Here is a 17,372-nt window from a genome sequence, read left to right as displayed (position 1 = left end):
CCGGTCAGCTCGGCCGGCGCAGCGTGGTGTCCGCGACGTCCGGGTGGTGCAGTTCGCGGTCCGCGGCCGGGTCGGGCGAGACGGCGGCCGGCAGGCCGGCGCCGTAACTGGCCCGGCCGATCGTGATGGTCCGCCGGGAGCTTCGGGAGGAGCGCGGCAGGTGCACGGTGAGCAGGCCGTGGTCCATCACCGCGTCGATCCGGTCGGCGTCCACCTGGCTCGGCAACGCGACCCGGTGTTCGAACGACCGGCTCCGCGAGCCGCTGCCCGGCATCCCGAGGTCGGTGTTCACCTCCTCCTCGGAGCGGGCGCGGATGCACAGGTCCCGGTCGTCCAGTTCCACGGCGACCTCGTCCGGCGCGACGCCGGGCAGCCGCGCCACGACCCGCCAGCCGTCCGCGGACTCGGTCAGCTCGACGTCCGGCGTACCGCCACCGGAACCGACCAGGGCGGTGCCGACCAGCCGGCCGAGTTCGGCCCGCAGCGCCTGAAGTTCGGCCAACGGATCCCACCGGTCGGCGCGTCGCGGTGCGGTCAAGGCGCATCCCCCATCTGGCTGAGCTTGCTGTTGGGCGGGCCGGTCGGGCGCAGCGAACTGGCCGCGTCCAGGTCGGCGTCGGGATCGACGCCGACCCCGAGCCGGTCGACGAGTTCGCCGCCGAACCACGCTCCGACCGCCACCCCGGCCAGCGCGACCACCTCGATGGCCAGCAGGCCGCCGCCGGCCGCCGGCTGGGCCGCCGACGTGCGGACCGCCCAGACGCCGGCGAAGAGCAGCAGGACGCCGGAGTTCACCAGCGCGTGCAGGACGCCGACCCGCTTGGCCCGGGTGCCGGCCGGGATCGCCAGCAGGTCGAAAAGGCCGGCCGCGGCGCCCAGCACGCCCAGCACCAGGCCGACGAGGATGTCCCAGTACGCCACCTCGCCGAGCACCCGAGGACCGCCGAACGCGTCGGCCAGGTCGAACAGGACCGCCGTGACGAACAGCGCCACCGGGAACATGACCAGCATGGGATGTACCGGGTGGCCCAGCACCTTGAGTCGGCTCTCCATGGCGCCTCCAGGAAGATGGCGGGAGCTGCGGTGCGGCCGGAGCACGGCGGATGTGCTGAGCCGTACCCGTCGCGGGGGCCGACAAACCTGCCCGGCCGGCCATCCCGATTTTCTCCGTTTTTGCGGCGACTCGCCCGTTTAGCCGCGCCACTCACCGGGGAACCCGCGCCGTTCGCCATGCATCTTGAGGGCAGGAACGGAGGCGTCATGCCGATCACCGTCAAGAAGATCTTCTCCTGGCTCTTCCTGGGCTTCTTGATCTTCTTCGTCGCATTCCGACCGGACGGGGCGGCGCAGACGGTCCGCGGCATCGGCGCCGTCCTGATGGCGATCGCGCAGGGCCTGGGCGACTTCCTGACCAGCCTGACGGCCTGAGAGGGTCTTCGACGAGGCTCGCCCGTGGCGAGCCGAGGCCAGGTCGCGCGACCACCCGGAACTCGGTCAGGTCGTGGTCGTTGAACTGTCCCGGGAAGGTCCACCCGGCGGACCGGGCAGGCTTCCCGGGACAGCGCAGGATGGAGCCGACCCCGAGGGGGACCGCAGGGCGGATCGACAGGATGAAAATGAAGCCACTGCGGCACGGCCATGATGAGACAACGGTTCCCCGGAATGGGGACAGAAACTGCATGCTGACGCGTTGGCCCCCGTGCGCTCAGCACTCGCGCCCCCTCTCCACGGGAGCTTTTCCGAGGAGTTGAACAGCGAACCGATGTCGCGACGACCTTTCCTCACCGTAGCATGTTTCACGTTTTTATCGGCACACATGGCCCGAATGTCAAATAGGCGACGAACGTTAAAAGGCCACGTCTCCCGACACCGCGGACGAGCCCCTGACCACGGCGGGACCGGGTCGAGCGGGCCGCCTGGCCACCGCCCGGACGGATAGGACCGGAGAACGTCGTTTGCCCGGTTTCCACTCAACCGGGGCTCCCGGCAAATCATTAATTACCGGGAGTTGTCGATAAATTGCCGAGGACGCATATCGCGAACAGGCGAACCCCACCAGCGATGCGGAAAGCAACGCGCAAAACATTCCGTTCGCCGACCGCAAAAGGCGGCGGTAAAATGTGAACCACTGGATCACAGTGGTGTCCAGAAACGGGGGAAAAATGACGGGCCACGATCTGGTCAATCCTTTGCGTCAACGTACGGATGAATCAACGGGTCGTGCCCTGGCGCGGCAACCGGGCGCCGGCCGGCCGGGGACGGTGGATCGACACCCGGGAGGCGCCTTTCCCAGCCTGGCCAGCTACTGGCTGCGACGCACCGGGCAGGACGTGCTCTACCTCAGCGGCGGCCACTCCGCCGCGGGCTGCGACCCCGCCATCCTGGAGCGATGCCAACGGGAACTGGAGACGCTGGCCGAACGGGGCGCCCGCATCCGGATGCTGTGCCATCCCGACTCGATCCACCTGCCCTCACACCGGGACTTCACCCGCAGGCTGATCAACAGAGGCGCACGGGTGCGGATCTCCACCGCGGTCCAGTACGGCACGGCGGTCTTCGACGGCCGGTGCGCCCTCGTCTGGCGCGGCGCCCTGAACGCGTCGCATCCGTATGTGCTGATCCACACGCCCGACCTGGTCGGGCCGGTGGCGGGGCTGGCGGAAGGCATCTGGACCTCGGCGGTGGGGCTGAACGACGTCGAGCGGCACCTGGCCGGCGAACTGGGATCCGACCAGATATCGGAGGTCCTCACCCTGCTCGCGCAGGGACACAAGGACGAGGTGGCCGCCCGGATGCTCGGCGTCTCGCTGCGCACGTACCGCCGGCAGGTGGCCGTCGCGATGCGCCGGCTGGGCGCCCGGTCCCGGTTCGAGGCCGGCGCCCGGGCGACGAGCCTGGGCCTGGTCGCCGGCACCCCTCCGGACGCCTGAACCGGGCCGTCAGTAGCGGATCCCGCCGTCGCTGCGGATGACGACGGCGTTCATGTAGTCGGCGGCGGGGCTGGCAAGGAAGGCGAGGGTCGCCGCGACCGATCGCGCCTCGCCGGTCCCGAGCAGGCTGCGCTCCGCCTTCTGCCGATGGATTCCGTCGTCGAGTTCCGCGCCCAGGCCGGCGTCGAGCAGTCCCGGGGACAGCACCACCGAGCGGATGTTGTATCCGGCGTACTCCTGGGCGACCGAGTTCGACAGTCCGTGCAGGGCGGCCTTGCTCGCCGCGTAGTTGGCCTGCCCCTGGTTGCCCACCACGGCGGCCAGCGACGAGACGTAGATCAGCCGCCCGTAGCGGCGGCGGATCATCAGCCGCAGCGCGTGCTTCGTGGCCAGGAAGGCGCCCCGCAGGTTGACCCGCATCACCTCGTCCCAGTCCGCGACCGGCATCATCGCCAGCGGACGGTCCCGGGTGATCGCGGCATTGCAGACCAGCACATCGAGCCGGCCCAGCGCACCGGCCGCGGCGGCGATCGCTTCACCCGTGCGCTCCTCACCGACGTCGCCCGGCACCAGGAACAGGGTCTCCGGGTGGCGGTCCCGCAACGCGGCCAGTTCCGGGGAGTACGACCGGTGGTTGGCGATCACCAGGGCACCGGCCCGCAGCAGCGTCTCAACGGTGAGCAGGCCGAGCCCGCGCCCGGCCCCGGTCAGTGCGACGACGCGGCCGGCCAGCGCGGACATCGGTTCGCTCGGCGGTCCGGCCATCGTCAGCTCAGCACGGCCAGTGCGTCGGCGCTGAACGGCGCCAGCTCGGTGAAGCGGCCGTCACGGATCTTCTCCACCCACCTCGGGTCCGACAGCAGCAGCCGGCCGAGTGCCACCAGGTCGAACTCTCCGGCGGCCAGCCGGTCGACGACCTCGTCCAGACGGGCGTTGGCCGCGCCCTTGCCGGTCATCAGGCTGTCGAGGAACTCGCTGTTGTCCAGCCCCACCGAGCCGACCGCGATCGTCGGGCGGCCGGTGAGCCGCTTGACCCAGCCGGCCAGTCCCAGCGGTGAGCCCTCGAAGGCCGGCAGCCAGAACCGGCGGGTCGAGCAGTCGAAGACGTCGACCCCGGCGTCGACCAGCGGCGCGAGCAGTTCCGCCAACTCGTCCGGGTCGTCGGCGAGGCGGGCGTGGAAGTCGGCCACCTTCCACTGCGATATCCGCAGCAGGATCGGGAAGTCCGGGCCGACCGCGGCTCGGCAGGCGGCCACCACCTCGGCGGCGAACCGTGCCCGGGCTCCCGGGCTCCCGCCGTAGCCGTCGGCGCGCCGGTTGGTACCCGCCCAGAGGAACTGGTCGATGAGGTAGCCGTGCGCGCCGTGCAGTTCGAGGCCGTCGAAGCCGAGCCGGCGGGCCTCGGCGGCGGCCCGGGCGAAGGCGTCCACCACCTCGGCGATGTCGGCCGGGCTCATCGGCCGGGTCACCGTCATTCCCGGCGCGATCATTCCGGACGGGCCGACCGGCGGCGCCTGCGGGTACGGCGGTGGCGCCTGCGGGTCGATGCCCACGTGCCACAGTTGGGCGAGGATCCGGCCGCCTTCGCGGTGCACCTCGTCGACGACCCGGGCCCACCCGGCGAGCGCGTCGGCCCCGTGGAAGCGCGGCACGGTCGGGCTGCTCGACGCGACCGGGTGGTCGATCGTCGTACCCTCGGTGATGATCAGCCCGACCCCGTGCCGTGCCCGCCGGGCGTAGTAGGCGGCCACATCGGGTCCGGGCACGCCACCGGGCGAGAAGTTGCGGGTCATCGGGGCCATCACGATGCGGTTGGGCAGGTGCAGCGGCCCGACCGTGAACGGCGTGAACAGCGCGGCCAGCGACGTCTCCACGGTGATCTCCTCTCAGCTACGGGCCACGGCCCGGTCGGTCTCACTGCTGGTGTCCAGCGCGGCCATCTCGGCGTACGCGCGGGCGACGGCCTCGTCGAGGTCGACACGGACCGGCAGGTCGAGCAGTTCCACCGCCCGCCGCAGCCGCTGCGCGATCGTTCCGCCGACGATATGGTATGGAATGCCATACTCCTCCAGGGTGGACAGCAAAAGTTCGTCGGAGAGTCGGCGGAACCGTTCCGACACCGGGCGGTGCCCGTCGGCCACCAGCGGGAACTCCACCGGCAGGTGCAGGAACACGTCGTACGCCCGCTTGGCGTGCTGCTTGACCACCGCACCCATGTTGTCGATGACCTCTTCGAACAGGCGCTGTTCCGTGGTCACCGGCCCGCCCGGGACAGCCCCGTCGTCGGTGGGGTGGATGCCCACCAGGACCCGGACCTTGCCGTACACCCACTCGTGGATCGAGGAACCGTCGGAGATGAATCCATCGGCGAGGTGGCTCTCGTGTACGGCGCGTTCCGCGTACCGGCGCATGCCGAGCTGGAACAGCTCCGGGCCGGTGCAGTCCTCCAACCGCTTGCCCGGCAGCGCCTCGGGCAGGATCTCCCGCATCGTCTTGGCGTGGGTGCGCGGGATCCCGGTCAGCTCGGCCAGCGCGATGGAGGTGGTGGTCTTTCCGGTCGAGTACGTGCCGGAAACCGCGATCCTCATGACGGGCGTGACTCCTTCGGTAGTTGATGGGCGATGGAGTACTCGGCTTCGATGCCGTCGAAGGTGCAGACCAGGTCACAGACCCGCCACACGGTGTCGGCGAGCGGGACCAACCGGCTGTTGGTCGCCGAGGTGGTCGCGCCGATCAGGTCCGGCAACGGCTGGTCGGGCCGGTCCCGGCGCAACGCCACCCGGCGCATCCAGAGGGTGTTGCTGGCCTGTCGGCCCAGGCCGTCCAGTTCGTACATCAGCACCTGGGCCAGTTGCGCGATGCTCGTCATGCAGTCGAGCATCGTCGCCGCCGGCTGGTAGGCCGCCTCGACGCCGTCGCTGGGCGCCGGCCGCCCCGGTTCCGGACGGATCCGCACCGCGGCGCCGACCCGCTGGGCGGGCAGGTCGACGGCGACCTGCTCGACGAGTTGCGTTCGGTGGCGGAGCCCTTCCCCGTAGTACCGGTCCGCGGCCGGCCCGATCAGGTCGTCGACCGATCGGTACGCCCGCGGTGCGGTCGATGCCGGCTCACCACCGGCCCGGCGGACCGCCCGGTGGCCGAGCGGTCCGATGCCGGCCGCTCCGATGCCGGCCGCTCCGGCGCCGGCCGGGTGCTCCACCTCGCAGCGGATCCGGATGCCTCCGATCGTGCAGTCGGCGGCCGACACCGCGAACCCGGGCAACCGGGCCGCCGCGCCGCTGGGCGCGACCACGGCGCTGACCGGAATCCCGGCAAGCGCCTCGTCGGGCTGCCGGCCGGCCCGCATGGTCACCGCCCGCAGCCAGCTCCGGCCGCGCTGCCGCGGGCCGAACCCGTGGGCGCGGGTCAGGCCCGCCTCGGCCAGCGCCACCGCCAGCACCAGCGCGTCCACACTGCTCAGATGCGGTCGCAGTACGCGCCCGGCCGACTTGCGGGACCAGTCCGGCGGATACCGCACCCGGGCGGTGCCGGCGGCGGTGACCGCCGTACCGTCGCTGACCAGCGTGAGTGCCTCAAGGTGCTGGCTGACCCGCCGGTACCCGCCGCCGAAAAAGCGGTCCTCCCCCGGGCCGAGGTAGTCGTCGATCGATCGGGGCGCACGGAGCCTCGTCACGCGGCGACACCTCCCGCCGGCCCGAGGAGTTCATCGAGCCGGTCGACGAGGTCACCGACGGTGCGTACCGCCATCAGTTGCCGGTGCGGCAGCCGTACGCCCAGTCCCGGCTCCACCTCGGCCAGGGTCTCGGCGACCAGCACCGGGCCGCCGTACCGGTCGGCGAAGAACGACGTGTCCCGGTCCGCCCGGCCGCCGCCCGGCAGCAGCGTGCGCAGCGCCTCGGCGACGGCGTCGACCAGTTCGTCCGGGGTCGGCCGGGACGGCTGTAGCGGCTGCGGCGGCCGGGCGGACCGTCGGGGCAGGTGAATCACCTGCGCCCCCGGTGGCCCGGCGTCGCCGGGTCCGACCAGCAGGGCGAGCCCGGCCTCGGCGGCGTACACCTCGATGAGCAGGACGTGACCGCCCGGACCGGGACCGGACCGGACGAGGCTGTCGGCCAGGGCAAGGCCATGGCCGGACGCGGTCCCACCGGCACGGATGTCCACGGCCGCGGCGCCGGGGGCGCCGATGCGGCCGGCCACGTCGGCGGCGACCGGTGGCGACTCGGCGCCGGTCGCCGCCAGCACCCAGTCGAGCCGGCCCGCGTCGACTCCGGCGTCCACCAGCGCCGCGGTGGCGGCGCCGGTGGCCAGCTCGACCGGCGTGCGGGCGGCGGGCGCGAGTTCGGCGCCGCCCTCGCCGATCCCACAGATTGCCGAGTACGGCGTCGCGTCGGGCGCGGCGGCCGGGCCGCACCCGTCCTCGTCGGGCGCATGCGTGCGGTACGCGCGTTCGTCGATGTGAATTTTGCGCAGTTGCACGGGAGATCCCCCCTCTCCGACAACCGGCTCGTGGAACGCTTGCCGAACAGGCGTCTCCCCAGCACCTGACCGGCCGCGGACCGCGTCTGCGCCGGAGTGTTCCCGGCGGTGCGGTGCCACGCGGGCGTACCCGTTCCCGAGCGGTAACGCTTCGAAGGCTAGGAGGCGGGCATTCAGGGGTCACGTGCTTGGCACGAAGATGCCGACGTGGGCCGCCGCGACGACCGACGCGGTGGTGTCCCGGCCGGGGGCGGGGATCACTCCGGGGCGGGGATCACTCCGGGCGCAGGCCGGCCGCGAGCTTCTTGAGCAACTGGTGCAGCCGGGCCGCGTCGCCCGGGGCGAGCGCGGCGAACAGGTCGGCCTGCATGCTGTCCGCCCGTTCGTCGCCCACGTCCAACTGCCGGCGACCCTCGTCGCTCAGGCGTACCAGATATGCCCGGCGGTCGGCGGGGTTGCGGGTGCGGGTCAGCAGGCCGCGCGCCTCCAACTGATCCACCTGATCCAGCACGGTGCTCGGGTCGACCGAGAGCCGCAGCGCGATGTCCTGCTGGCTCAGCGGCCCGGCCGCGCGCAGGACGCGCAGCAGGGTGTGCTGGTTGCTCCGCAGTCCGACCTCGACGAACGACTCGTCGGCGCGCCGCTTGAGCGTCTCCGCGACCTTGCAGAACAGGTAGTCCATCCGGTCGGCCAGCTCCGGAGGCACGAGCGCCTGCGGCTCGACCGAAGGTCCTTCCGACACCGCGTCACCTCCGCGTCCACCCGCCACCGCCGCGCCCCATTATCGCCGATGCACGGTCCGTGACCGGTCGATTGACAATGGCGCTGACAATAGTTGGGCACCCAACTATTGTGAGCCCATGCTTCTGTCACTGAACGGAGGGTCCCGTGGCAACCAGCACCGATAGCCCGCCGACGACGGCCGGCGTCAACACCGCCCGCACCCTGGCCGTCGGATGCCTCGCGTACGGCATGACGGTCGTCGACACCACAATCGTCAACGTGGCACTGCCCTCGATCCAGTCCGATGTGGGCGCCGGGGTGGCCACCCTGCAGTGGATCGTGGACGGCTACGTGCTGGTCCTCGCGGCCCTGCTGCTGTCCGGCGGCGCCCTGGTCGACCGCTTCGGAGCGGCGCGGGTGCTGCGTACCGGAATCGTGGTCTTCACCGTCGCCTCGGCGCTGTGCGCCGCGGCCTGGTCCGGACCGGCGCTGGTCAGCGCCCGGATCATCCAGGGCCTCGGCGCGGCGATGCTGATCCCGGCCACCCTGGCGGTGGTCGCCCAGGCATTCCCGGCGGCGGCCGGCCGCGCCCGGGCCATCGCCATCGTCGCCACCGTCGCCGGCAGCCCGCAGGCGTTCGGGCCGACCCTCGGCGGCGGCCTGGTCGACGCGATCGGGTGGCGCAGCATCTTCCTGGTCAACCTGCCGCTCGGCGCGGCGGCCCTGGTGCTGGCGCTGCGCGGGCTGCCGGGCAACCCGCCCAACCGCAACCGGACGCTCGACCTGCTCGGGCAGGCCATCGCCGCCGGCGCGCTCGGCGCGCTGACCTACGGGCTGATCGAGGCCGGCCGGGCCGGCTGGGGCTCTCCGAGCGTCGCCGTCGCGCTCTCCGTCGGGGTCGCCCTCGCCGTGGCGTTCGTCGTGGTCGAGCACCGGGTCGGCGATCCGGTCCTGCCGCCCGACCTGCTTCGCAGCCGCCAACTGCTGCCGTACGTGAGCACCGGGCTGCTGCTGTTCATCACGTACTACGGCCTGCTGTTCACCGTGAACCTGTACTTCCAGCGGTTCCAGGGGCTCTCCGCCCTCGACGCGGGACTGCGGCTGCTGCCGGCGGCCATTCCGGTCTTCGTGCTGCCGCTGCTGATCAGCCGCCTGGCCCGCAAGGTCGGCGCGGCCGTCCTGACCGGGGCCGGACTCGCCCTCGGGGTCGCCGGAGCGCTGAGCTTCCTGCTGGTCGACGAGGGTACGTCCGGCATCATCACGTCGATCGCCCTGATCCTGGTCGGGTCCGGAGTCGGGGTCGCCACCGCGCCGCAGATCGCGCTGGTCCTGTCCGCGTCGCCGCCGGCCCGTGCCGGGATCGCGTCCGGGCTGGTCAACGTCGGCCGGCAGAGCGGCCTGGTCATCGGCGTGGCGCTGCTGGGTGGCCTGGTGAGCGGCGGCACCCGGTGGTCGGTGGGTCTGCATCACGGCGCCTGGCTGGCAGCCGCGGCGAGCCTGCTCGGCCTGATCGTGTTGGTCGCCGCGGCGCTGGGCGGCCGGACCTCCACCCGGACCGCCTGACCGGGCGGGCGACGGGGGCGGGCGGCGGGGCGGGCGGCGACCCTTGCGGTCGCCGTCCGACCGCCGTCCGCGCGTAAATGGCCTGGATCGCCGGAAATGGATGGCTGAATAAAAAGCAAAATCTGTCCAGAGATGGCTTTTCATCCATTCCGAATGTCGTCCAATACTGCCGATTAACCTGTTTCGTGCCGGATCATCCGCCAATCCTCGCCGAGATCACCCCATTGAGCACATGGCGACGGAGGGTGAGCGGCAGTGAATTGCCAGGGAACGGGGATCGGCCATTCCCGATTCGCAGCGGTCCGGGAGTTCACGTGTGCACTCCCCGTGGACGACGCTCCGCAAGGAGCAGGTAAGGGCCACCGCCACCGCAGGTCAGAACGCCCCGTACAGCCAAGAGGGTGTTTGACAAGGCCATGCCCTACGGCGCCGGACCAGGGCGGCGTAACCCTTTCCGACGGACCGGGAACGTCATCGTTTCGAGGACCTGGGGAGCATCTGCGGATAAGTCTCGACTCTGGTGCCGATGGGTGCTATATGCGAGTATGAAACTTATGGGTGCGTTGATTCATCCGTCCCTGGATGCGGTGGGACCGGCGGCCTTCTTCGGTGCTCTCGGCGATCCGGTCCGTCTGGAGATCATCCGTCAGTTGGCCGTCGACGGATGCGCCGTGTGCAGCGACTTCCGCGTCGAGGTGAGCATGTCGACGCTGTCGCACCATCTGCGGATCCTGCGGGCTGCGGGGCTGATCCGGGTAAGCCGGGACGGCCGGTACCGGCGGCACGAACTGCGCCGGGCCGAGGTCGAGGCGCGGTTCCCGGGGCTGCTGGAGTCGGTCATCGCCGCGGTCGATCCGCCGGCCCGGACGTCCGAGACCCCGCGAGTGCCACACCGCGGCCGGACGCGGGGCCGCAGCGGCACGGGAGCACGCTGACGCGACGGATCGACAGCACGCCGGCGCCACGGATCCACGCACCGAGGCGGATGTGCCGCGCCGTGCCAGCTCTGCCATGCGGACTCCGGGGTGGACGGATCTCTGCTGGGAGGAACACCGCCGGCGGCGACCGGGTTGCACCGCCGCCGGCCGGGAACGCCGATGTCATGCGTCGTGCACGAATCACGCATCGGTTCCGCTCGTACCACCACGTCGGGGTTCTCCTTTCGTGAGCACACTCAACGGCCTGGCCCTGCCGGACGGCTCGGGCCCGCGGGCATACACCGAGGCGGAGTTGTGCTGCCTGGTGCGTCTGGTGACGGCGGCCTGCGGGCCGTCGGGCAACGTGGTCGTCGGCAGCGGTCGCACGCCAGCCGGGCGCGACCGCGCCGCCGCGATCACCGCGGTATGGTCAGCGACCGGCGGCCAGGTCACCGACGTGGTGTCGTGGCCGGAGGAGGCCGCCTCGTGGCTACGGCACGCCCGCCGGTTCACCGCCTCCACCCCGGATGTGTGGATCGTGGCCGGACCGCTTCCCGGCTGGGCGGGCATGTGCCGTCGGCTCTACGACAGCACCGACTGGAATCCTGCCCGCACATTCGGCTTCGCCGACCTCGCCGACGTTCGGCTCGGTGTCGCGGCGGGCTGGAAGCGGGTCGCCGGGATGCGCGGCGCGCTGGCCGACGGCGGCACGTGGACCGCGAGCTTCAGCGGCCTGATCACGCGGGGGCCGTCGTCGCGCTGAGCGCCGGCTCGCGGTGCCGCGAGATCATGCCGGACGGGCCGGCCCCGGTTCTCCCCCGGCGCCGGCGTCCGGCGGTGACGACGCGCCCGTCCGTGACGGCGGGAACCGGTCGTCACCGCCGGGCGCCGGCCGGGCCGAGGTGAAGGGACCGGCCGGACCGGCAACGGCTACCGGCCGGACAGCACCTTGGACACCGGGCGGTGCTCGGTAGTGCAGACCTCGGCCTTGACGGTGTCCGGCAGCACCGCGGTGACCCGGTTACCCCGCCGCACCGCCGGCACCCCGGCCTTGATCGCCTTGGTCACCGAGGTGGCCCGGCCGTGCCACGGGCAGACCAGCCGAGTACGGCCGGGCTCGAAGTTCGCGAGGTTCAGCGGCCCGCCTCGATGTGGGCACCGCACCGGCAGCACGAAGGAGCCGTACGCGGTGCGGGCCCACATGTATGCCTCGACGCCAGCGGTGACGCAGTTGTCGCGCCCCTCCACGGTGAACGTCACGACAGGCATGCGCGGTGGTCACCGATGGAGTGGATCTCGTACACGCACTCATCCGACTCGATGTTGGCGCCGTGCAGCCGGTTGCGGTGGATGACGATGCCTTGTCCCGCCTCAAGGATCTGCGAGGAGCCGAAGCCGGACTCGAAGCGCATCGTGCCGGAAACGATGTGGCACAGTTCGTCGCCGTCGTGGCAGTGGGTGTTGGACAACTCGCCGCGCGGTTCAACCAGGTGGGCCACCGGGGCGTCGACCCTACCGGCCTGAATGGCGGCCCAGACCGGGTCGTGGAGTTGCCGGTTGACGGGCTGGCCGTCCATCCAACCGATCTGCTCGGCGAAGTCATGGTCGGCGATCTCCGAGACGAGCTGGAACTCCTCGTAGCCGCGGACGATCTCCGGAATGATCGAGTCGCCGTGCGTGTCGACCAGCGGCAGGATCAGGTTCTCCAGGGCCATCCGCCCGTGGTGGACGTCGATGCCGACGTGCTCGGTGAAGTACTCGGTGTCGGCCTCGGGGCCGAACACGTCGGTGAGCAGGTCCGCACCACGCTGGCAGAACTCGACCAGGGTGGACTCGGTGTAGTACAGCGCACCTATGTAGCGGAAGAACAGCTCATGGTTCTTGCCGAGGTAGTGGAAGTAGTTGTTCATCATGAGGCTGCTGTTGAGGTAGTACTGCCAGTAGTGGTGCACGTCGGTGCGCAGACCGACCGAGGCGAGGGTCTTCTCGAACAGGTGGCTGTGCTTGGTGTCGTGCACGCCGTACCCGTACTCGTCGATGATGATCTTGAACCACTCGGACTGCGCCGGCCCGTAGTAGCCGAGCACGTTGCGCATCATCGGGGATGCCTCGGACAGGAAGTCCGGGGCGAACTGGATGAGCCACATCCGCGCGGCGCGTTCGCGGTCGGTGGACTTCCCGATGGCGACCTCGGCGCGTGAGGGTTGGTCGCGGTCACGGTCGGCCAGCGAGCGGAAGTAGGTCTCCAGCTCCTTCTTGGTCCAGGTGCCACTGACCTCGACCTCCTGGTCGAGGAAGCCGAACGCGAACCGCTCCAGCGACGGCCGGATCATCTCCCCGAGGGCGCGGTTGCTGGAGCTGTAGAAGCTCTTGAAGTCTGCCCACTTGTCCTTGAGCCCGTTCTTGGGCAGGAACATCAGGTCGGCCTCGTAGATGCTGGTCAGCAGCCGCTGCACGGCGAGGCCCTCGTAGTCCAGGATGTTCTCGCGGGGCAGGACCCGGTCAAAGTCGAGGTGGGGCAGGATCTGGGGGCGCAACTGGCGACGGTACGGGTTGTCGTCGTTGACCCAGTCCATGTTGTCCAGATAGATCGGGTTTGTGGCATACTGGACGACGTACTGACGCAGCTGCTCGGCGCCGAGCGCGAAGGGGACGTGCTCCGGAAGCTTGTGGCTCATCGGCGTTCCTTGTCTCGTGAGGGGTACTCGTGCGAGGCGTCGGAGTGGGGTGGGTCAGGCGGTGCGCAACTGGGTGTCGCTCCACCGCAGGGTGAACTCGTGCACCTCGCCGGCGGCGAGGTGGCGGGGCTGGTCGAACGGGATGTACGCCTGCATCCAGTGGGAGCCCGGATTGCCCGGGTCGTTGCGCAGGGTGACCGTCGGGGTGAGGTCCATCGCGAACCACGCCACCACGCCGTGCGCAACGCCTGCCCGCTGCACCGGCAGGGCGATCTTGGCGCTGCCCTCGTCGAGCGGTCCGTCGGCGAAAGCGAACTCGGCCAGCTCGGCCGTTTCGGTCAGCAGGGTGTGCGGCCAGGTGGACAGCCGGACCGGATGATGCCCGGCGGTGGCGACCACGTTCATCAGGCTCACGTCGAAGCCCAGCGCGGTGTCCACCCGGTTCAGCCGGTGGATCGCCTCGCTTTCGCAGAGCGCGCCGTAGATCCGGGCCCGGCCGGGCAGCAGCCGCCCACCGGGCGCGAGCAGCCGGGTCCGCGCGTCGCGCATCGTCGGCAGGATGCCCTCGCCGATCAGGCCACAATCGACGATTTCGGACAGGATGACGTCGGCCGGTCGGCTCAACTCCCGGCCGATCTGCAGGTTGTAGGAGTAGGTGGGCACCACGGTGACGACGTCGGACAGGCCGTGCGCGGTGACGACCTGCCGGGCGATCTCGGCAACCAGCGGGTTGACCTCGCAGCTGATCACCTTGGCCGCGCCAGCCCGGGCGGCGAGCATGGCCAGCAGGCCGGCGCCGGCACCGATGTCCAGAACCAGGTCGCCGGGCCGGACGATCTCCTGGATGGCCCGGGCGAGCGCCTCGTTGCGTTCGGTGTCGTTGAGCATTGCGAAGTGCCAGCGGGGGACGAGGCGGAATGGGTCGTGCGTGTCCTCCGGGCCCGGGGTGGTGGTCCCGGCGGCCGCCTCGGCCGCGTGTTCCATGGCCGCGGTGAGCCGGCCGATCTGCTGGGAGCCGGCACGCACGATGGCGGTGCGCAGCCGGCGGGCGTTCCCGCGCCGGGTCTTGGCGGTGGTGGCGGGCAGCCCTGCCATCGACAGGTCGATGACGATGTCGGCGAGGCTGTCCTCGGGCGGTTTCTGCGTGCTGAGCTCGGGCATCAACTCGATTCCTCCGGTGCGGGGTGCGGGGTGGCTGCGCTACTCCGGGGCGGGTACGGGTCGGATCAGGTCGGGCCGTGGCCCTCAGGTCAGGGCCATGCGCGAGGCGAAGAACGCCAGCACCACCGCGGTGCCGGCCTGCGCGACGCGCGACGCGCGACGCGAGTTCAGGTAGCGGGTGGCAACGGTGCGACTGAGCCGGGTCCAGATCATCAACCACAGGAAACCCATGCTCAGGTAGGCGGCGGCGAGCACGGTGACGCCGGCCACCGGTGGCGCCGAGGCCGGGACGAACTGCGGCAGGAAGGCCATCAGAAAGATGCCGACCTTGGGGTTGGAGCCGGTGCAGAGGAAACCCTGCAGGTACGTCGACCGGGAGCGCGACGGTGCGTCCGGCAGTGCCGGCGCGTCGCCCGGCCGCAGGGCCGAGCGCAGCGCGAGCGCCGCCCAGGCCAGCAGCACCCCGGCGCCGACCCACCGGAACGCGGTGAACAACTGCGGCCGGTCGTGCAGCACCGAGGCCAGGCCGACGGCGCCGAGCGCGACCTGCAGGGCGGCGGCGCTGACCATGCCCAGCGACGCCGCCAGGGCGGCCCGGAAGGCCGCGCCGCCGAGGACCAGCCGGGTGATCAGTGCCAGGTCGGGGCCGGGGTCATGATGACCAGCAGCGAACTGCTCACGAACGCGACGAGGTTGATGAGGCGCCCTCCTCGATGATCAGCCGGCGTTCCCCGGCGCGGATGGCGGCCTTGTCACGCTCGATCTGTCCGGCGTCGGCGTGCGCCAGGATGGCGAAGCCGAAGTTGAGGCTGTCGACCAGATCGCGGGTCTGCGGGACGTGGTCGCCGTCGGCCAGGTTCTGCACGGAGAAGTGGTGGCTGGCCAACTGCGGGATGCCGGACAGCGCGGCCACGTTGCGGACCGTGCCGGAACGCGGGGCGATGTGGAACACGCAGGTCTGGTGCTTGAGCAGCCGGTAGCCGCCCGGGGTGGGCAGGCCCTGGACCGCGCGCACGGCACGCTCGATCTGCGAGTCGCCGGTGGCATTGAGGTTGAAGCGGGGCTGCCCGCCGCCGTGCGGTCGGGCGCCCAGCTCAATCAGCAGCGGCCCGTCGGCGGTGAGCATGACCTCCACGTGAGCCGGCCCGAAGCGCACGCCGACCGCGTCGAGCACTGCGGAGACGTACGGCAGCAGCACCGCGACGGCGGGGTCCTCGGGTTCGACCCAGCGCATGGTGTCGTAGACCGCCATGTGCGGGCCGTTGACCGTCTTGCCATAGGCGCACACGTCGACGAGGGTGTGCCAGCCGTCGCGGGTGAACGTGTCGACGACGTACTCGGTGCCGGTGACGAACTGCTGGACGAGCAACCGGTCGTCGACCTCGCCGAACTGGTTGACCCGCCCGAGTTGCCGGTCGAACACCGCGCGCCAGTCCTCGGCGCCGGGCACCTTGATCACGCCGTCGGTGCTGGCGCTCTTGGGCGGCTTGATGACCAGGTCGGCGCCGGCCAGGCCGGTGGCGGCGAGCCACCGTTCGACCTCGGCCGGGTCCGCGGTGCAGACCTGCGGGATAACGGGCAGCCCGGCCGAGCGCACCGCCGCCGCCATCCGCGCCTTGTCGCGGCGCGCCGCGGCGAGGCCCGCGACGTTGGCCAGGTGCGGGGTGACCCGTGGGGCGAGGCGTTCGGCGAGTTCGACGCCGGACTCACATCCGGCGAGCACGCAGCGCACGTCCAGCTCACGCAGCCGGGCGATCACCGGGTCGACGTCGCCGTCGCAGACGATGATCTCGCCGAAGTCCTCCGGCCGGTACGACGAGGCGAACGCCTCGGGCGGTTTGGGTCCGGTCACGACGGCGACCACCGGTACGCCGTGTCGGGCGAACGACTCGGCGAACATCGCCCCGGAGGAATACGGGTCGACCACGGCGGCCGGCCCCGACGGTTCAGTCACGATCGCCTCCGGGCGTGCGGCACGCGGCCAGCGCGGCGGCTCCGGCGCAGTAGCGGGTGAAGAAGTCGGCGGCAGCGGAGCTCATGCCGCGGGCCCGCACCGGGGCGTGCACCAGCCCCTCCTCCAGCACGAACCGCACCGGCGTGTCGTGCTCGCGCAGCAGCGTGGCGTACTTCTCAGCGTCCACACACAGCGAGTCCATCGAGCAGCCCACCACGTACGCCGGCGGCAGGCCGCTGAAGGTGCCGCTCAGCAGAGGTGAGACGTACTCGTGCTCGACCTGTCCAGGCTCCGGGCAGTAGCAGGCGGTGTAGTACTCCATCTCGCCGCCGGAAAGCAGAGGGGCGTCCTCGCCGCCGGAGCGCCAGCGGGTGAAGTCGAGCACCGGGCTGATCAGCGCCTGCCCGCGCAGCGACGGCCCGCCCCGGTCGCGGGCCATCATGGCCACCGCGACCGCCATGTTCGCCCCGGAGCTTTCGCCGCAGAGCACGGCGGCGGCCGGGTCGGCGTCGGGCAGCCCGGCCGCGGTCGGATCGGCCAGCACCCCGGCCACGGCGGCGTAGCAGTCGAGCAACGGGCCGGGGAACGGGTGCTCCGGCGCGAGACCGAAGTCGACCGCGACGGTGACCAGCCCGGTGCGGTGCGCCACGTCGGCGACCAGGCTGTGATGGCTGGTCAGCGAGCCGATGACGAAGCCGCCACCGCGGATGTAGAACAGCAGTCCGGCACCGGCGCGGCGGGCCGGCTCGTAGATGCGGACGCGCGCGGGTCGCCCGTCGTGCTCGGTCACGGCGTCGCGCCAGCGCACGCCGTCCGGCACCACGGTGGGGACGGCCTCGGTCAGCCCGTCGTACAGGGCGCGCTGGCGCGCCACCGGATAGGTGTAGAAGTCGGGTGGCAGGGCGGCGTTGACCTTGTCGACGAACTCCGCGATGCCCGGTGCGTAGGCCATGGTGCTCCTGACGTCGGT

19 protein-coding genes are annotated in these 17,372 nt (G+C 71.3%); 5 read left to right on the top strand and 14 right to left on the bottom strand.

From position 1 onward, the window contains the following. Window positions 1-4: 4 nt before the first annotated feature. A complete protein-coding gene (locus CIK06_RS02540) occupies window positions 5-538 on the bottom strand; it encodes an Hsp20/alpha crystallin family protein (RefSeq protein ID WP_095563455.1) in 534 nt (177 codons plus the stop codon). Further along, window positions 535-1,053 (bottom strand): DUF2231 domain-containing protein, encoded by a 519-nt coding sequence (locus CIK06_RS02535; RefSeq protein WP_095563454.1) that lies wholly within the window; start codon window positions 1,051-1,053, stop codon window positions 535-537. Before CIK06_RS02535 ends, CIK06_RS02540 begins: the two co-directional genes overlap by 4 nt. Window positions 1,054-1,260: 207 nt before the next feature. On the opposite strand from CIK06_RS02535, the gene CIK06_RS29775 reads away from it, so the two are divergent. Together CIK06_RS29775 and CIK06_RS02530 are read left to right on the top strand one after the other, a co-directional pair. Next, window positions 1,261-1,428, top strand: a complete 168-nt coding sequence (locus tag CIK06_RS29775; protein WP_198348081.1) for a hypothetical protein — start codon at window positions 1,261-1,263, stop codon at window positions 1,426-1,428. Window positions 1,429-2,261: 833 nt separating this feature from the next. Further along, a complete protein-coding gene (locus tag CIK06_RS02530) occupies window positions 2,262-2,930 on the top strand; it encodes a helix-turn-helix transcriptional regulator (protein WP_095563453.1) in 669 nt (222 codons plus the stop codon). Window positions 2,931-2,939: 9 nt separating this feature from the next. On the opposite strand, the gene CIK06_RS02525 is transcribed toward CIK06_RS02530, so the two are convergent. From CIK06_RS02525 to CIK06_RS02500, 6 genes are all read right to left on the bottom strand, one after another. Continuing rightward, window positions 2,940-3,695 carry an SDR family NAD(P)-dependent oxidoreductase gene (locus tag CIK06_RS02525; RefSeq protein WP_095563452.1) on the bottom strand — a complete coding sequence of 252 codons (756 nt, stop codon included), beginning with the start codon at window positions 3,693-3,695 and terminating at the stop codon, window positions 2,940-2,942. Between the two features lie 2 nt (window positions 3,696-3,697). Next, window positions 3,698-4,804 carry an NADH:flavin oxidoreductase gene (locus CIK06_RS02520; RefSeq protein ID WP_232533974.1) on the bottom strand — a complete coding sequence of 369 codons (1,107 nt, stop codon included), beginning with the start codon at window positions 4,802-4,804 and terminating at the stop codon, window positions 3,698-3,700. A 12-nt stretch (window positions 4,805-4,816) separates the two neighbouring features. After that, window positions 4,817-5,518 (bottom strand): ATP-binding protein, encoded by a 702-nt coding sequence (locus CIK06_RS02515; protein WP_095563450.1) that lies wholly within the window; start codon window positions 5,516-5,518, stop codon window positions 4,817-4,819. Next, a complete protein-coding gene (locus CIK06_RS02510) occupies window positions 5,515-6,603 on the bottom strand; it encodes an AvrD family protein (protein ID WP_095563449.1) in 1,089 nt (362 codons plus the stop codon). The genes CIK06_RS02515 and CIK06_RS02510 overlap by 4 nt, the downstream gene beginning before the upstream one ends. Further along, the gene (locus tag CIK06_RS02505) at window positions 6,600-7,406 is read right to left on the bottom strand and encodes an acyl carrier protein (protein ID WP_095563448.1); all 807 of its coding nucleotides are present in this window, start codon (window positions 7,404-7,406) and stop codon (window positions 6,600-6,602) included. Before CIK06_RS02505 ends, CIK06_RS02510 begins: the two co-directional genes overlap by 4 nt. Window positions 7,407-7,680: 274 nt before the next feature. Then, window positions 7,681-8,148, bottom strand: a complete 468-nt coding sequence (locus tag CIK06_RS02500) for a MarR family winged helix-turn-helix transcriptional regulator (protein WP_157756574.1) — start codon at window positions 8,146-8,148, stop codon at window positions 7,681-7,683. Window positions 8,149-8,294: 146 nt separating this feature from the next. On the opposite strand from CIK06_RS02500, the gene CIK06_RS02495 reads away from it, so the two are divergent. The 3 genes from CIK06_RS02495 to CIK06_RS02485 all read left to right on the top strand — a co-directional run bounded on the left by CIK06_RS02495 (window position 8,295) and on the right by CIK06_RS02485 (window position 11,372). Continuing rightward, window positions 8,295-9,692 (top strand): MFS transporter, encoded by a 1,398-nt coding sequence (locus CIK06_RS02495; RefSeq protein WP_095563446.1) that lies wholly within the window; start codon window positions 8,295-8,297, stop codon window positions 9,690-9,692. A gap of 563 nt (window positions 9,693-10,255) precedes the next feature. Continuing rightward, window positions 10,256-10,627: a helix-turn-helix transcriptional regulator gene (locus CIK06_RS02490; RefSeq protein WP_232533973.1), complete on the top strand. Its 372-nt coding sequence runs from the start codon at window positions 10,256-10,258 to the stop codon at window positions 10,625-10,627. A gap of 229 nt (window positions 10,628-10,856) precedes the next feature. Further along, a complete protein-coding gene (locus CIK06_RS02485; protein WP_198348080.1) occupies window positions 10,857-11,372 on the top strand; it encodes a hypothetical protein in 516 nt (171 codons plus the stop codon). A 167-nt stretch (window positions 11,373-11,539) separates the two neighbouring features. Here CIK06_RS02485 and CIK06_RS02480 read toward each other — a convergent pair whose 3' ends face one another. The 6 genes from CIK06_RS02480 to CIK06_RS02455 all read right to left on the bottom strand — a co-directional run bounded on the left by CIK06_RS02480 (window position 11,540) and on the right by CIK06_RS02455 (window position 17,354). Beyond that, window positions 11,540-11,878 (bottom strand): Rieske 2Fe-2S domain-containing protein, encoded by a 339-nt coding sequence (locus CIK06_RS02480; protein WP_157756573.1) that lies wholly within the window; start codon window positions 11,876-11,878, stop codon window positions 11,540-11,542. Further along, on the bottom strand, window positions 11,866-13,287 hold the full coding sequence (locus CIK06_RS02475) for an iron-containing redox enzyme family protein (protein WP_095563443.1): 1,422 nt from the start codon (window positions 13,285-13,287) through the stop codon (window positions 11,866-11,868). Before CIK06_RS02475 ends, CIK06_RS02480 begins: the two co-directional genes overlap by 13 nt. A 54-nt stretch (window positions 13,288-13,341) precedes the next feature. Continuing rightward, complete coding sequence (locus tag CIK06_RS02470) at window positions 13,342-14,448, bottom strand: 50S ribosomal protein L11 methyltransferase (RefSeq protein WP_198348079.1); 1,107 nt, start codon at window positions 14,446-14,448, stop codon at window positions 13,342-13,344. Between the two features lie 84 nt (window positions 14,449-14,532). Then, window positions 14,533-15,069, bottom strand: a complete 537-nt coding sequence (locus CIK06_RS02465; RefSeq protein WP_232534231.1) for a LysE family translocator — start codon at window positions 15,067-15,069, stop codon at window positions 14,533-14,535. 55 nt (window positions 15,070-15,124) lie between these two features. Then, entirely contained in the window at window positions 15,125-16,402 is a 1,278-nt protein-coding gene (locus tag CIK06_RS02460; protein ID WP_198348078.1) for an ATP-grasp domain-containing protein, read from the bottom strand. After that, window positions 16,395-17,354, bottom strand: coding sequence for an alpha/beta hydrolase (locus CIK06_RS02455; protein WP_095563440.1), 960 nt, complete (start codon window positions 17,352-17,354; stop codon window positions 16,395-16,397). Before CIK06_RS02455 ends, CIK06_RS02460 begins: the two co-directional genes overlap by 8 nt. Window positions 17,355-17,372 lie beyond the last annotated feature (18 nt).

Source organism: Plantactinospora sp. KBS50 (genome assembly GCF_002285795.1).
In the GTDB taxonomy this organism is placed as follows: domain Bacteria; phylum Actinomycetota; class Actinomycetes; order Mycobacteriales; family Micromonosporaceae; genus KBS50.
This window is presented reverse-complemented; position numbering and strand designations above follow the sequence as displayed.